Origin of the sequence: Bacillus niameyensis (assembly GCF_001375535.1) — a bacterium.
Lineage (GTDB): Bacteria > Bacillota > Bacilli > Bacillales > Bacillaceae_C > Lederbergia > Lederbergia niameyensis.
The window spans coordinates 1542867-1557889 of sequence record NZ_LN831197.1 but is presented as its reverse complement, the minus strand read 5'-3'; the positions used below and the strand labels follow the sequence as shown (position 1 = coordinate 1557889).

Below are 15023 nucleotides of genomic sequence, written 5' to 3'. Positions count from 1 at the left end.
GTTAGACACAATCTTACAAATCAGGTGCAGTTTTTTATCACAGTATACAACGTCTGAACGAGCACATGGATTCCCTAACTTAGGTACAGATGGAGAAACTCAATCGTGATAGGCTGGCGGATGAGGCCCGAATATATTATCTGGAGGAACTGAGTGATTCTACTTGTAATAAATCGGTAGTTTTGATGTTCGTAAGCGATTTCCATCCTCTAGTGTCACTTCAGTATATATTAAAAAGTATGGCTCATAGTAAATCCCTTTAAAAGATGGCATCTGTTTATTTATGATTTCTCCAATATTTTCATTTGTATATGTCCATCCATCTGAAGGATTTGTTTCACTAAAAACTAAGATTGGACCTATGTCTGACTCCAATCTTAAGCTATAGAAATCTACTTTCTTAGCATTTTCATAATCTAATAACTCAATTTGAAAATACTCGTCATTGATCACATACCAATCATCTTTAATGACATAATCAGAATGTATCTTATAAATAAATTCTAAATTATCAAAGGTGTCATTATAATCATCTAATCTGGCGTAGGATGAAAATCTAACCATATCCAGACTCTCTCTTAAATCCCTCAATTTAGTAGTCTCATCTGAATTAACCATTTTCAGGTCGTTTATTTCCTTATCCTTTTCTGATATAAGTTTCTCTAACTCTAAAATCTCATTAGTTAATCGTGGTATGTCAACACTAAATCAAACAACTTTTTTAAGGGACGAAATTCTATACTCTACTGGACTTAAATAGCCAAGTGAACTGTGCATACGGATATTGTTGTACCAATTTACATAATCGAAAAGTTCAAGAGCTAGTTGTTCAAGGGTTTGAAAATGCCTTCCGTTAATTAATTCAGTTTTTAATATCTTAAATGTAGCTTCTGCCACCGCATTGTCATAGGGATTTCCTTTATCACTTAGAGATCGTTTAATCTGAAATTTACTTAATAACTCATCGATTCCAACGTTCTTAAACTCAGATCCTCGATCGGTATGAAACATTTTTATTTTCCCTAATGGTTGCTTGATAGATTCGAAGGCACGTTGAACTAGAGCTGCGTCTTTACGCTTTCCAGCGCTATAACCAACTATTTCTCGATTATATAAATCTAGTAAAAAACAAACGTAATTCCATTCGCTTCCTACTTTCACATACGTTAAATCACTAACTAAAACGGTCATTTCTTTATCGACTTGAAATTCACGATTTAGCACGATTCGAACAGCCTCTTCATTTGGCGGTGATGTCATTGGCTTATATGATGGTTGTGCATATTTAGACTGGATTCCAAGCTCATCCATTAATCGGCCAATTCGGCGTCTAGAGACTGTTAAACCCGATTTAGCCAGGCCCTTTTTAATTTTTCGAGTACCATATACCTGACGGTTGTTGTTAAAAATCTCTAGGATTTTCTCTTTTAATTCTTGTTCTTCTGCAATTCTTTCTTGTTCCTTTTGAGCTGCTATTTTTGTATCGTAGTAAAAGGTACTACGAGAGATTTGTAGGACTTTGCACATTGCTGATACCGAATATTTGTGACTGTTTCTTTTTATCACTTCTATTTTCGTCCCATGATCAGCGCGGCTTGCTTTAAAATATCGACTTCCATTTCTAACTGCTTATTTCTCTTTCTTAATTCAATTAATTCTTGTTCCTCTGGAGTTCGATTATCTTTTGCTTGAAAAGATCCGGACTGTTGGAATTGAGCAATCCATCTGTCTAATGCTGAGGCAGTCAACTCATATTCACTTACAATTGATTGGCGGCTTTTTCCACTTTCATACAATGCCACCACTTGTTTTTTAAACTCGGTTGAAAAGGTACGTCTTTTTTTAGGCACGGTAGATTCTCCTCACTTATTGTTACTATTCTACTCGCCCTTATTTTTATTGTCCAACTAAGTGTAACCTATCCAATCGTACATTTTCTTCATTAAAAGGTTCTGACTCTTTATTAGTGCAACCTGAAATGAGCAATAAACTGAAACCTACTAACAATACAATAAGTATCTTTTTCATTTGAGCCACCTTTGTTCTTTTAATTGCATACCTCATTCATATGTCACTCCTGTTAGCCGTATTCAACTTCTAGTGCATTAAAAAGTCATACACGGTTGGATAAGCGTTGGAACTACTTATGCAGTTATTCCTAGTTATAGAAGGACTTAAAGAATTTTCACCGAATTAGTAGGTAAAAAAGAAAAGAGTGGTTGGAACTTATGAGCGGGAAAGATTTGATCGTGAGCCAATAGAATTCCANAAGCTATACTTGAATTGTAAGGAGGAAGAGATGAAACCAACCTTCAAAAAGGGAAGGAGAATAATTCATGCGAAAAGCAGTGATTCAATTAGAAACCTTATCTTGTCCATCATGTATGCAAAAAATTGAGAATGCCGTCAAAGGATTAAATGGGATCGATCAAGATAGCGTAAAAATACTATTTAACGCAAGCAAAGTTAGATTTGATTTTGATTCAGATTCAGTCGCTATTACCGATATCGAAAAGGCCATTGAAGACTTAGGATATCCAGTCGTCAAATCAAAAGTAAAATCTTCCTAAGAATCAAAAAGTCACAAGAAAGAGGGGACGAATAATGTCTGAACAAACATTTTACGAAGTAGTAAACAACCATTTTGAAAAACTGGATTTATACACCACTGCAATAACACGGGCCCATGGTAAGAATCACCCAGAAGCCTTTGAAGTACGTGAATTGTTTAAAACAATTAGTGGAAAAGTAAAAGACGCTGGTACGAACAAACCTGACTTAGATGCTGAATTTGCTCAATTACGAAAAATCACAGACAACTACACCATTCCTGGAGATGTATGTGAAACGTATGCAGGCACATTCGAGATGCTATCAGAAGTAGATAAAGCATATCAGGATTAAAGTAACTCAAAACAAAAGAATAAATTGGTTACGGTCGTTAAAAAATGAAGGGGGAAATGATTTATGCAAAAAGCAACGATTCAATTAGAAACCTTATCTTGCCCATCTTGTCTCCAAAAGATTGAAAATGCGGTGAAAGGAATAAACGGTGTGAATCAAGATAGCTTGAAAGTAATGTTCAATGCTAGTAAAGTAAAAGTAGATTTTGATTCAGAAGCAGTTGCTATTAACGATATCGAAAAGACAATTGAAGACTTAGGATATCCTGTTGTCAAATCAAAGGTAAAACCTGCTTAATCGAGTGAATAGAAAGGAAGCCTAAGATGCCCTCTTAGGCTTTTTATAAAAAGGAGAGGTTATTTTGGAACAAAACCAATGTTGTCATCACCAACATGGACATGCAGAATGTATTCGTATCGTTCCCATCTTCAACCATCTGGAAGACTCACAAATGGATTTGATTGCGGAATCTGCCAAGACACTTCATCTGCAAAAAGGGGAAATGTTATTCCGTGCAGATGAGGAAGATGATACCTTATATATTATCAATTCAGGTAAGGCTCGGATTTACCGCTTATCGGATTCTGGAAAAGAACAACTTGTTCGCATTTTAAATCCCGGTGATTTTACAGGTGAAGTTGCCATTTTCCAACCTGGAAGTATTCATGAAAATTATGCGGAAGCATTACAAAATACATCCATTTGTTTAATTAAACGAGAGGAATTACAGAAGTATTTGGTGGAATATCCGCAGATCTCATTAAAAATACTATCAGAAGTAACGATACGATTGAAGGATTCTGAAAAACAAACCACACAAGTAGCGATTGAAAATGTAGAAACCCGCATTATATCCTTTTTAGCTGAGAATGTTGAAAAGGGAAGTGGCAATAGTCCAACGATTATCTTACCAATGTCCAAAAAGGATTTAGCCTCGTATCTTGGTACCACACCAGAAACAATCAGCCGTAAATTTACTACTCTAGAAGAACTTGGATTGATTAAACAGTTACCGAAAAAGAAAATTAAAATAATGGATTTAGATCAATTGTTACTTCATACTGAATAAATATAAGCAAGAGTAGCGTGCCATCATACTAACGGGTTAAGTTTAATAGTACAAAACATAAAATAACAAACCTTTTAGCAATCCAATTAGCATAAAAAATGATTGCTAATTTTTGTTGGTTTAACAATGTTTATCTACAAAAAAGAAAGAAAAATGGCTCCTTATTTGGCACTTATTTTGCCAAGAAGATATAAAATTGTGTCAACTGCATTATTTAGCAAAACACTCCCTAATAACTTAGCTAATTCCTCTGATAAATAGCTAAGGGATTGACAATTTATGTTAAAATTATAATTTGGATTGTGAATTAGTGTATTTAAAGTAACGGGTGCTTTCGTATTATAAGGTTAACCAGTTTTTACTGGTTGACCTTTTTTAAATAGAATCTATTATATCAGTAGCCAGGGTAGGACGTACGGGTGCTTGGGGCATTGATCCCGTCAACTAAACTGTCCGCCCCCTACTTGTAGAAACATGTTTGGGGCTGGTTGGGACCTAGATCTCGTATAACAAGCGAAGCTATGATACTTCAAGATGGAATAGGGGTTACTGGTAAGTAATTTGAGAGAGGAAGAGATAAATAATGAATCCAGTAGTTTGGTATGTCAACACTAAATCAAACAACTTTTTTAAGGGACGAAATTCTATACTCTACTGGACTTAAATAGCCAAGTGAACTGTGCATACGGATATTGTTGTACCAATTTACATAATCGAAAAGTTCAAGAGCTAGTTGTTCAAGGGTTTGAAAATGCCTTCCGTTAATTAATTCAGTTTTTAATATCTTAAATGTAGCTTCTGCCACCGCATTGTCATAGGGATTTCCTTTATCACTTAGAGATCGTTTAATCTGAAATTTACTTAATAACTCATCGATTCCAACGTTCTTAAACTCAGATCCTCGATCGGTATGAAACATTTTTATTTTCCCTAATGGTTGCTTGATAGATTCGAAGGCACGTTGAACTAGAGCTGCGTCTTTACGCTTTCCAGCGCTATAACCAACTATTTCTCGATTATATAAATCTAGTAAAAAACAAACGTAATTCCATTCGCTTCCTACTTTCACATACGTTAAATCACTAACTAAAACGGTCATTCCTTTATCGACTTGAAATTCACGATTTAGCACGTTTCGAACAGCCTCTTCATTTGGCGGTGATGTCATTGGCTTATATGATGGTTGTGCATATTTAGACTGGATTCCAAGCTCATCCATTAATCGGCCAATTCGGCGTCTAGAGACTGTTAAACCCGATTTAGCCAGGCCCTTTTTAATTTTTCGAGTACCATATACCTGACGGTTGTTGTTAAAAATCTCTAGGATTTTCTCTTTTAATTCTTGTTCTTCTGCAATTCTTTCTTGTTCCTTTTGAGCTGCTATTTTTGTATCGTAGTAAAAGGTACTACGAGAGATTTGTAGGACTTTGCACATTGCTGATACCGAATATTTGTGACTGTTTCTTTTTATCACTTCTATTTTCGTCCCATGATCAGCGCGGCTTGCTTTAAAATATCGACTTCCATTTCTAACTGCTTATTTCTCTTTCTTAATTCAATTAATTCTTGTTCCTCTGGAGTTCGATTATCTTTTGCTTGAAAAGATCCGGACTGTTGGAATTGAGCAATCCATCTGTCTAATGCTGAGGCAGTCAACTCATATTCACTTACAATTGATTGGCGGCTTTTTCCACTTTCATACAATGCCACCACTTGTTTTTTAAACTCGGTTGAAAAGGTACGTCTTTTTTTAGGCACGGTAGATTCTCCTCACTTATTGTTACTATTCTACTCGCCCTTATTTTTATTGTCCAACTAAGTGTAACCTATCCATACTAAGATAATCAATAAAAAGGTGGTATAATTAAGAAAGGACAGGCTTTTTTTTTTAGGAACCTAAACTTCTGCAAGTGAGGAAAGGAGGACGTGCCGTGGATGATAAATTTACACTGTATAACTTAAAGGTAGAGGTTGTTGCTACAGATCAACCAATGGTATGCAGGCATAAGGAAGGTGACTATTTTCTAGTTGTTGGAGAAGACCTTATCTTCCCAGAAGCTAATTCATTTTCCATGTATGCTTTAAGTGCTATTTTGCCATTGTTGCCTGCCAAGCAGCGGCCATTACACGCTAATGACTGGATGTTGTCTGATAGCCTAATTGCCTGCCCGGATCCAAACTGTGGAGCCAAGTTTAAAATAACCCGTACTGGGACTCAAGAATTTAGTCATGCTGAATGCACAATAGAACTCATACATAAAGGAGATCAACAATAATGGCGGAACGATTCGAATTAGCAAAAGATTATACGATCAGTAGAGTGATCAACGGGTGTTGGCAGCTATCAGAAGGCCATAGCATAAAAACAAAATTAGACATGAAAGATGTCAAGAATGCTTTCTATATGCTTGCAGAAAGGGGATTTACGACATTTGATTGTGCAGATATTTATACAGGAACTGAAGAATTACTCGGTGAATTTTTAACGGAACTGAAGCACGGAAGCACCCTTTCGCCACACGATATTCAAGTTCATACTAAGTATGTACCGGATATCAATTTGCTTAGTGAGGTTGATTACAACTATACAGAAAAAATAATCGACAGAAGCCTTAAACGTCAAAAACGAGATGTATTAGATCTTGTGCAGTTTCATTGGTGGGATTACAATGTGCCCGGCTATGTTGAGACGGCGGGAGACCTGCTGAAACTTAAAGAAAAAGGAAAAATCCGTAATATCGCCGTTACAAACTTTGATACGAAGCATTTGAGCGAGCTCGTTGATGCCGGTATCCCTATTGTATCTTGTCAAAATCAATATTCGGTTTTTGATCGACGCCCAGAAAAGAAATTAATCGATTATTGTACAAGCAAAGGAATTTCCCTGCTGTGCTATGGTACATTATCGGGAGGTTTGATAGCGGAAAAATGGAATGGTCAACCATCGATACAACCTGAAACACGCTCACATGTTAAATATCTCCAAGTGATTGAGGATACCTTGGGTTGGGATGGCTATCAGGAATTATTGTTAATCCTGCAAAGAANNAAGCTATACTTGAATTGTAAGGAGGAAGAGATGAAACCAACCTTCAAAAAGGGAAGGAGAATAATTCATGCGAAAAGCAGTGATTCAATTAGAAACCTTATCTTGTCCATCATGTATGCAAAAAATTGAGAATGCCGTCAAAGGATTAAATGGGATCGATCAAGATAGCGTAAAAATACTATTTAACGCAAGCAAAGTTAGATTTGATTTTGATTCAGATTCAGTCGCTATTACCGATATCGAAAAGGCCATTGAAGACTTAGGATATCCAGTCGTCAAATCAAAAGTAAAATCTTCCTAAGAATCAAAAAGTCACAAGAAAGAGGGGACGAATAATGTCTGAACAAACATTTTACGAAGTAGTAAACAACCATTTTGAAAAACTGGATTTATACACCACTGCAATAACACGGGCCCATGGTAAGAATCACCCAGAAGCCTTTGAAGTACGTGAATTGTTTAAAACAATTAGTGGAAAAGTAAAAGACGCTGGTACGAACAAACCTGACTTAGATGCTGAATTTGCTCAATTACGAAAAATCACAGACAACTACACCATTCCTGGAGATGTATGTGAAACGTATGCAGGCACATTCGAGATGCTATCAGAAGTAGATAAAGCATATCAGGATTAAAGTAACTCAAAACAAAAGAATAAATTGGTTACGGTCGTTAAAAAATGAAGGGGGAAATGATTTATGCAAAAAGCAACGATTCAATTAGAAACCTTATCTTGCCCATCTTGTCTCCAAAAGATTGAAAATGCGGTGAAAGGAATAAACGGTGTGAATCAAGATAGCTTGAAAGTAATGTTCAATGCTAGTAAAGTAAAAGTAGATTTTGATTCAGAAGCAGTTGCTATTAACGATATCGAAAAGACAATTGAAGACTTAGGATATCCTGTTGTCAAATCAAAGGTAAAACCTGCTTAATCGAGTGAATAGAAAGGAAGCCTAAGATGCCCTCTTAGGCTTTTTATAAAAAGGAGAGGTTATTTTGGAACAAAACCAATGTTGTCATCACCAACATGGACATGCAGAATGTATTCGTATCGTTCCCATCTTCAACCATCTGGAAGACTCACAAATGGATTTGATTGCGGAATCTGCCAAGACACTTCATCTGCAAAAAGGGGAAATGTTATTCCGTGCAGATGAGGAAGATGATACCTTATATATTATCAATTCAGGTAAGGCTCGGATTTACCGCTTATCGGATTCTGGAAAAGAACAACTTGTTCGCATTTTAAATCCCGGTGATTTTACAGGTGAAGTTGCCATTTTCCAACCTGGAAGTATTCATGAAAATTATGCGGAAGCATTACAAAATACATCCATTTGTTTAATTAAACGAGAGGAATTACAGAAGTATTTGGTGGAATATCCGCAGATCTCATTAAAAATACTATCAGAAGTAACGATACGATTGAAGGATTCTGAAAAACAAACCACACAAGTAGCGATTGAAAATGTAGAAACCCGCATTATATCCTTTTTAGCTGAGAATGTTGAAAAGGGAAGTGGCAATAGTCCAACGATTATCTTACCAATGTCCAAAAAGGATTTAGCCTCGTATCTTGGTACCACACCAGAAACAATCAGCCGTAAATTTACTACTCTAGAAGAACTTGGATTGATTAAACAGTTACCGAAAAAGAAAATTAAAATAATGGATTTAGATCAATTGTTACTTCATACTGAATAAATATAAGCAAGAGTAGCGTGCCATCATACTAACGGGTTAAGTTTAATAGTACAAAACATAAAATAACAAACCTTTTAGCAATCCAATTAGCATAAAAAATGATTGCTAATTTTTGTTGGTTTAACAATGTTTATCTACAAAAAAGAAAGAAAAATGGCTCCTTATTTGGCACTTATTTTGCCAAGAAGATATAAAATTGTGTCAACTGCATTATTTAGCAAAACACTCCCTAATAACTTAGCTAATTCCTCTGATAAATAGCTAAGGGATTGACAATTTATGTTAAAATTATAATTTGGATTGTGAATTAGTGTATTTAAAGTAACGGGTGCTTTCGTATTATAAGGTTAACCAGTTTTTACTGGTTGACCTTTTTTAAATAGAATCTATTATATCAGTAGCCAGGGTAGGACGTACGGGTGCTTGGGGCATTGATCCCGTCAACTAAACTGTCCGCCCCCTACTTGTAGAAACATGTTTGGGGCTGGTTGGGACCTAGATCTCGTATAACAAGCGAAGCTATGATACTTCAAGATGGAATAGGGGTTACTGGTAAGTAATTTGAGAGAGGAAGAGATAAATAATGAATCCAGTAGTTTGGTATGTCAACACTAAATCAAACAACTTTTTTAAGGGACGAAATTCTATACTCTACTGGACTTAAATAGCCAAGTGAACTGTGCATACGGATATTGTTGTACCAATTTACATAATCGAAAAGTTCAAGAGCTAGTTGTTCAAGGGTTTGAAAATGCCTTCCGTTAATTAATTCAGTTTTTAATATCTTAAATGTAGCTTCTGCCACCGCATTGTCATAGGGATTTCCTTTATCACTTAGAGATCGTTTAATCTGAAATTTACTTAATAACTCATCGATTCCAACGTTCTTAAACTCAGATCCTCGATCGGTATGAAACATTTTTATTTTCCCTAATGGTTGCTTGATAGATTCGAAGGCACGTTGAACTAGAGCTGCGTCTTTACGCTTTCCAGCGCTATAACCAACTATTTCTCGATTATATAAATCTAGTAAAAAACAAACGTAATTCCATTCGCTTCCTACTTTCACATACGTTAAATCACTAACTAAAACGGTCATTCCTTTATCGACTTGAAATTCACGATTTAGCACGTTTCGAACAGCCTCTTCATTTGGCGGTGATGTCATTGGCTTATATGATGGTTGTGCATATTTAGACTGGATTCCAAGCTCATCCATTAATCGGCCAATTCGGCGTCTAGAGACTGTTAAACCCGATTTAGCCAGGCCCTTTTTAATTTTTCGAGTACCATATACCTGACGGTTGTTGTTAAAAATCTCTAGGATTTTCTCTTTTAATTCTTGTTCTTCTGCAATTCTTTCTTGTTCCTTTTGAGCTGCTATTTTTGTATCGTAGTAAAAGGTACTACGAGAGATTTGTAGGACTTTGCACATTGCTGATACCGAATATTTGTGACTGTTTCTTTTTATCACTTCTATTTTCGTCCCATGATCAGCGCGGCTTGCTTTAAAATATCGACTTCCATTTCTAACTGCTTATTTCTCTTTCTTAATTCAATTAATTCTTGTTCCTCTGGAGTTCGATTATCTTTTGCTTGAAAAGATCCGGACTGTTGGAATTGAGCAATCCATCTGTCTAATGCTGAGGCAGTCAACTCATATTCACTTACAATTGATTGGCGGCTTTTTCCACTTTCATACAATGCCACCACTTGTTTTTTAAACTCGGTTGAAAAGGTACGTCTTTTTTTAGGCACGGTAGATTCTCCTCACTTATTGTTACTATTCTACTCGCCCTTATTTTTATTGTCCAACTAAGTGTAACCTATCCAATCGTACATTTTCTTCATTAAAAGGTTCTGACTCTTTATTAGTGCAACCTGAAATGAGCAATAAACTGAAACCTACTAACAATACAATAAGTATCTTTTTCATTTGAGCCACCTTTGTTCTTTTAATTGCATACCTCATTCATATGTCACTCCTGTTAGCCGTATTCAACTTCTAGTGCATTAAAAAGTCATACACGGTTGGATAAGCGTTGGAACTACTTATGCAGTTATTCCTAGTTATAGAAGGACTTAAAGAATTTTCACCGAATTAGTAGGTAAAAAAGAAAAGAGTGGTTGGAACTTATGAGCGGGAAAGATTTGATCGTGAGCCAATAGAATTCCAAGTTAATTGGCATTAGACTCATAAGGTCCGCATCGTAACGGTTTTTCAAATGATGTGTCTTATTTTTATAAAAGGTTATTTCTGTTTAATTGGAAATTTTCTAATGACTAAGATATAGATTTTATTATTGTTTAGAAAAACTTGATACTTAGAAAACGATAGTGATGGTCAGGAGGTTAATATATTGATAGATTGTTTTACCTACGTATATAAAGCAGGTTTGCAGCAAATTCAATAATCATAATCGACGATCGTGTGAAATTTTTTCTAAAATAAGACTAACGATAACAGTTTATTTTGAGCTGGAGGGGTAAAATGACTAATCAAAATGTAAGATTTTTAGAAGGACCACGTTGGCGTATCGATTACTCGTGTGCTAAAAACAGAAAAGTAGATGGGAAAAGCGGGCAAGCACTTGATTTAAGTGCTAGTGCTCCGATACGAACAACTACATCTTTGATGAACCCATTAAAGGACTATTCAGGTGATTTTACAGTTAGTGTTTGGGTCAAGGGAGAACTTTTAAGTGGTTTTGGCAATTATTCATATGATGTAATCACAGCTACTCATGTTATTGATGATAGCCAGATAGGGTGGAAAATGGGGGTTCAGGCTAGTGGTGCGTGGTATTGGCAAGTAAAGGAAGTGGAGTCTTATGTATATGAACCCACAGCTATTCGACAATCTATTCGTGATGGGAAGTGGCATTATCTTTCTTTTACTTATTCTGCAGTACAACAGGAAATTCGTCTTTATTATGATGGATTGAATGTAGGAATATATAGCGTTTCTTTAAAATCAGACCAATATTGGCAACAAGCTGAGCTACTTTGGATTGGTGGAGAAAAGAAAAGTGATAGCGATAGTGAAGCGTTCCCAGGGTTGATTGATGAAGTATGGATAGATGACCGTGCCCTCACGGCTAAGGAAATTGGTAAGCGTTTTTCTCTACATCAGCAACTTAAACCCATACCGGAAAAGCAAAGTCAAAATCTTAAAGTGATGACGTTTAATATATGGAACGGTGGACGTGAGATGGGGGCAGAGATCGGTGTCCAGCGCACCGTTGAAGTAATAAAGGAAAGCGGTGCGGATTTGATCATGATGCAGGAGACGTATGGTTCTGGACCAATCATTGCGGATGCTCTTGGATATTATTTCTATTTAAGAAGTTCGAATATATCCATTATGAGCCGTTATCCGATTTTGGAGACATATCCATACTATCAAGCTTTCCATTGTGGTGGAGTGCGAGTTCGATTCAATAAGGATCTATATGTGAATGTATTTTCCATATGGTTACATTATCTTAGTGATTATTTGGGGGAAATGCATCAGAAGGCAGATCTTAGCTACGCAGAGTTGCTTGAAGGTGAGCAGAAGCGGTTAAATGAATTGAAGGAAATCATGAAATGCTTGGAGCCATTAGCTTTAAAATCAGATCAAGAGCCACTTCTATTATGCGGAGATTTCAATAGTGGTTCCCATTTAGATTGGATCGAAGAAACTCAGTCGAGGCATAACGGGTATGTATTTCCGTTTCCACAGTCCCATGCACTAGTTGCAGCGGGATATAAAGATGCGTATCGGCAAATTCATCCGGATCCAGTTTCCGATCCATCCATAACTTGGCCAGTCGCCGAATTAGACAATTATATCCGTGATCGTATTGATTTTATTTATCTTCATGGCACGAAAATTCATCCACAGTCTGCAAGGAAAATCGATACACATCCTGTGCGTTTTCCATCTGACCATGCGGCAGTCTTGGTTGATTTTCAAACTCATAAACCGACGTATGAAATGACTGAACAATTAAAGGAGTAAGTTTTTTGTCAATGAATAATACAAAAACATAACGAATGGGAAAGTAAGCAGATTGAACTCTCTTGCAGTTTAGCTGAGCTGACTAAAGGAACAAATGTGACTGTCAATACTGTTATGCCTGGTTCCACTTTGTTGAATTTTATCCCTTTCGGCAAGAAGACTCCATCTGATTTGTGTTGCGGGCCGCAGCCCAACAATTCAGGTGGAGGTGAATTGCCGTTAGCCGATAGGCTGAACTCTTTTGCTTGTTGTGTATAATTTTTCTCGTCCTTTAGCGAACAAACATTCGTTATATTTTTTGTCCAATGGTATAATTAATGGTAGAAAGGAAGTAGATTGATATAATAACCAAACTAGATAGTAATACCATTTAGCTTTGGTTACTAAATACCGCAGAAAAGTGCTGAATAATGAGATTTCAGACTATCTGAAAAACCACTTCATACGACTGCTTGAACCAAAAGGCATGACCGTAGAAGAATGGAACCATGATGGCGACCACATTCATCTATTGTTTCGTTCAGTTCCAAATATCGACTTGTCAAAAGCAATTAACCGTTACAAGAGCGTTAGTTCTCGGTTCGTAAAACAGGATTTTTCGCAGATAAAACAATATCTTTGGAAAGAGATGTTTTGGTCTCGAAGTTATTGTCTTTTAACAACAGGTGGTGCATCTATCGAAACCATTCGTCAATATATTGAGTCACAAGGAATGAAATAATCCTATATGACTCATTGAGAAAGGCGGTGAACACAATGACTAGAAAGAAACCGATTAAAGTATTGCGTAAACAAAAGAAAGTCGAAAACATTCAGCGCTTCACTCAAAAACAGAACATAGGACGTGGTACCCTTACGGCTAAAGAATTTCGTCTGCTTCAACGTATGTCACATAGTTCAAAGGCATTACGTAATGTTGGATTGTATACGATGAAACAAAGCTACTTGAACAACGGTAAAATTGCGACCGTAAAAGAAATTGACGCTGCTATGCAAGCGGATGTGAACTATTGGGGAGTGCAATCTAACTCCGTTCGAGCCATTCGCAGAACTTTGTATTCAGATGTGAAGAGCTTTTTTGAAGCATTGAAGAAATGGAAGGAAAGCCCAGAGAGATTCACCGGTCGTCCCAAATTTCCGAAGTATTCTCGTTCTACTGAAAAACATATAATTGAAATCTATCAAGTCCCAAAAGTTGATAAAGACGGATACTGGATGATTCCAATGAATGCTGAATTCAGGAAACGGTTTGGGTCTATTAAAATTCGTATGCCAAAAAACTTGTTGAGCAAAAAAATTTCCTACATTCAAATTGTACCTAAGCAAAAAGGTCGGTTCTTTGAGGCGCATTACACGTATGAAATGCAGGTCTCTCAAATGAAGAAACAACCAACGACAACCACTAATGCTTTAGGTTGCGATTTAGGTGTGGACCAATTAGTAAGCTGTGCGACAAATACAGGGGATACGTTCTTGATTGATGGTAAAAAACTAAAATCTATCAACCAATACTTCAACAAAACAATAAGCCAACTACAACAGAAAAATGCTGAAAATGGAACTTCAAAACGTGTTGTGACAAAATCTATAGCTAATCTTTGGAACAAACGGGAAAGGCAAATCAATGGTTATATTTCACAAACCGTAGGTTTGTTGTTCAAAAAAGTGAAGGAATTAAACATTGATACAATTGTCATTGGCTATAATGCCGGTTGGAAACAAGAGTCCAATATGGGAAAAAAGAACAACCAAAAATTTGTTCAGATTCCCTTCCATAAGCTAATTTCTGCCATTGAAAATAAATGCTTAAAAGAGGGCGTTCGTTTTGTTGAACAAGAAGAAAGTTATACATCAAAAGCTAGTTTCCTAGATAGGGATACGATTCCTGTTTGGACAAAAAAGGATAAATCGAACTACACATTCAGCGGCAAACGGATCACTCGCGGTCTGTATCGAAGTAAAACAGGACAATGCATCCATGCTGACATTAATGGAGCATTAAATACTTTAAGAAAATCAGAAGTTATGGAATTAGACGAAAATCTTATAGTGAAGACTCCGGTGATATTGAAAGTTCAAAAACGTAAGGCTGTTGCTTAGCGCATAGCTTAGTGGGTGCGTCAACCATCCATGTGTACTCGACTTGTCGGGGCTTGTAGCACACGCCAGAATATCTGAGTGGGGGCTTCTTCCGTGAGGAAGAACTGCTCTTTTTCGGAAGGGTGGTGCAAGTGGGAAAACGATCGTTCGTCACCACTACCAACCAAAAACAGTGTTTGGGGAGTGCTAAACAG

General features: G+C 36.5%; 19 protein-coding genes and 1 pseudogene. 14 read left to right on the top strand and 6 right to left on the bottom strand.

The genetic code is table 11. The features are described 5' to 3' along the window. Positions 1-159: 159 nt before the first annotated feature. The 3 genes from BN1243_RS07655 to BN1243_RS22035 form a co-directional block, all read right to left on the bottom strand. Positions 160-564, bottom strand: coding sequence for a hypothetical protein (locus BN1243_RS07655; RefSeq protein ID WP_062105643.1), 405 nt, complete (start codon positions 562-564; stop codon positions 160-162). Positions 565-708: 144 nt separating this feature from the next. Beyond that, positions 709-1850, bottom strand: a protein-coding gene (locus BN1243_RS07650) for an IS3 family transposase (RefSeq protein ID WP_154669822.1) whose coding sequence is annotated in 2 segments (ribosomal slippage) — positions 709-1604 and positions 1604-1850 — 1143 coding nt in all. Because the reading frame shifts where the segments join, the coding sequence is not laid out codon by codon here. Positions 1851-1896: 46 nt separating this feature from the next. Continuing rightward, complete coding sequence (locus BN1243_RS22035; RefSeq protein ID WP_154669820.1) at positions 1897-2064, bottom strand: hypothetical protein; 168 nt, start codon at positions 2062-2064, stop codon at positions 1897-1899. 272 nt (positions 2065-2336) lie between these two features. Here BN1243_RS22035 and BN1243_RS07640 point away from each other — a divergent pair, with 272 nt between their 5' ends. The 4 genes from BN1243_RS07640 to BN1243_RS07625 all read left to right on the top strand — a co-directional run bounded on the left by BN1243_RS07640 (position 2337) and on the right by BN1243_RS07625 (position 3973). Continuing rightward, complete coding sequence (locus BN1243_RS07640) at positions 2337-2570, top strand: heavy-metal-associated domain-containing protein (RefSeq protein WP_062105636.1); 234 nt, start codon at positions 2337-2339, stop codon at positions 2568-2570. A 34-nt stretch (positions 2571-2604) separates the two neighbouring features. After that, on the top strand, positions 2605-2904 hold the full coding sequence (locus tag BN1243_RS07635; protein ID WP_062105634.1) for a hypothetical protein: 300 nt from the start codon (positions 2605-2607) through the stop codon (positions 2902-2904). Positions 2905-2967: 63 nt separating this feature from the next. Then, entirely contained in the window at positions 2968-3201 is a 234-nt protein-coding gene (locus BN1243_RS07630; RefSeq protein WP_062105632.1) for a heavy-metal-associated domain-containing protein, read from the top strand. 64 nt (positions 3202-3265) lie between these two features. Then, positions 3266-3973, top strand: a complete 708-nt coding sequence (locus BN1243_RS07625; protein ID WP_062105630.1) for a Crp/Fnr family transcriptional regulator — start codon at positions 3266-3268, stop codon at positions 3971-3973. A gap of 616 nt (positions 3974-4589) precedes the next feature. Here the strand turns inward: BN1243_RS07625 and BN1243_RS07620 are convergent. Further along, a protein-coding gene (locus tag BN1243_RS07620) for an IS3 family transposase (protein ID WP_154669821.1) occupies positions 4590-5731 on the bottom strand; the annotation gives its coding sequence in 2 pieces (ribosomal slippage) (positions 4590-5485 and positions 5485-5731; 1143 coding nt in all). Between the two features lie 173 nt (positions 5732-5904). Here BN1243_RS07620 and BN1243_RS07610 point away from each other — a divergent pair. The 6 genes from BN1243_RS07610 (at position 5905) to BN1243_RS07585 (ending at position 8726) form a co-directional block, all read left to right on the top strand. Further along, positions 5905-6249, top strand: coding sequence for a TIGR04076 family protein (locus BN1243_RS07610; protein WP_062105637.1), 345 nt, complete (start codon positions 5905-5907; stop codon positions 6247-6249). Beyond that, positions 6249-7151 (top strand): aldo/keto reductase, encoded by a 903-nt coding sequence (locus tag BN1243_RS07605; RefSeq protein ID WP_230200131.1) that lies wholly within the window; start codon positions 6249-6251, stop codon positions 7149-7151. Before BN1243_RS07610 ends, BN1243_RS07605 begins: the two co-directional genes overlap by 1 nt. Next, positions 7138-7323, top strand: coding sequence for a heavy-metal-associated domain-containing protein (locus tag BN1243_RS07600; protein ID WP_456061824.1), 186 nt, complete (start codon positions 7138-7140; stop codon positions 7321-7323). The genes BN1243_RS07605 and BN1243_RS07600 overlap by 14 nt, the downstream gene beginning before the upstream one ends. 34 nt (positions 7324-7357) lie before the next feature. Beyond that, the gene (locus tag BN1243_RS07595; protein ID WP_062105634.1) at positions 7358-7657 is read left to right on the top strand and encodes a hypothetical protein; all 300 of its coding nucleotides are present in this window, start codon (positions 7358-7360) and stop codon (positions 7655-7657) included. A 63-nt stretch (positions 7658-7720) separates the two neighbouring features. Then, the gene (locus tag BN1243_RS07590; protein WP_062105632.1) at positions 7721-7954 is read left to right on the top strand and encodes a heavy-metal-associated domain-containing protein; all 234 of its coding nucleotides are present in this window, start codon (positions 7721-7723) and stop codon (positions 7952-7954) included. Positions 7955-8018: 64 nt separating this feature from the next. Beyond that, entirely contained in the window at positions 8019-8726 is a 708-nt protein-coding gene (locus BN1243_RS07585; protein WP_062105630.1) for a Crp/Fnr family transcriptional regulator, read from the top strand. Between the two features lie 616 nt (positions 8727-9342). On the opposite strand, the gene BN1243_RS07580 is transcribed toward BN1243_RS07585, so the two are convergent. Both BN1243_RS07580 and BN1243_RS22030 read right to left on the bottom strand, forming a co-directional pair. Continuing rightward, positions 9343-10484, bottom strand: a protein-coding gene (locus BN1243_RS07580; protein WP_154669821.1) for an IS3 family transposase whose coding sequence is annotated in 2 segments (ribosomal slippage) — positions 9343-10238 and positions 10238-10484 — 1143 coding nt in all. Because the reading frame shifts where the segments join, the coding sequence is not laid out codon by codon here. Positions 10485-10530: 46 nt separating this feature from the next. Further along, positions 10531-10698: a hypothetical protein gene (locus tag BN1243_RS22030; RefSeq protein WP_154669820.1), complete on the bottom strand. Its 168-nt coding sequence runs from the start codon at positions 10696-10698 to the stop codon at positions 10531-10533. 519 nt (positions 10699-11217) lie between these two features. On the opposite strand from BN1243_RS22030, the gene BN1243_RS07570 reads away from it, so the two are divergent. The 4 genes and pseudogenes from BN1243_RS07570 to BN1243_RS07565 all read left to right on the top strand — a co-directional run bounded on the left by BN1243_RS07570 (position 11218) and on the right by BN1243_RS07565 (position 14829). Further along, positions 11218-12729 (top strand): LamG-like jellyroll fold domain-containing protein, encoded by a 1512-nt coding sequence (locus tag BN1243_RS07570; RefSeq protein WP_062105624.1) that lies wholly within the window; start codon positions 11218-11220, stop codon positions 12727-12729. A 57-nt stretch (positions 12730-12786) separates the two neighbouring features. Next, positions 12787-12861: pseudogene (locus BN1243_RS23020) on the top strand (hypothetical protein); the annotation flags it as partial. 244 nt (positions 12862-13105) lie between these two features. Continuing rightward, positions 13106-13450: an IS200/IS605 family transposase gene (gene tnpA / locus BN1243_RS21645; protein ID WP_084781848.1), complete on the top strand. Its 345-nt coding sequence runs from the start codon at positions 13106-13108 to the stop codon at positions 13448-13450. A 35-nt stretch (positions 13451-13485) separates the two neighbouring features. Continuing rightward, positions 13486-14829: an RNA-guided endonuclease TnpB family protein gene (locus BN1243_RS07565; RefSeq protein WP_062105622.1), complete on the top strand. Its 1344-nt coding sequence runs from the start codon at positions 13486-13488 to the stop codon at positions 14827-14829. The last annotated feature ends 194 nt before the right edge of the window (positions 14830-15023 follow it).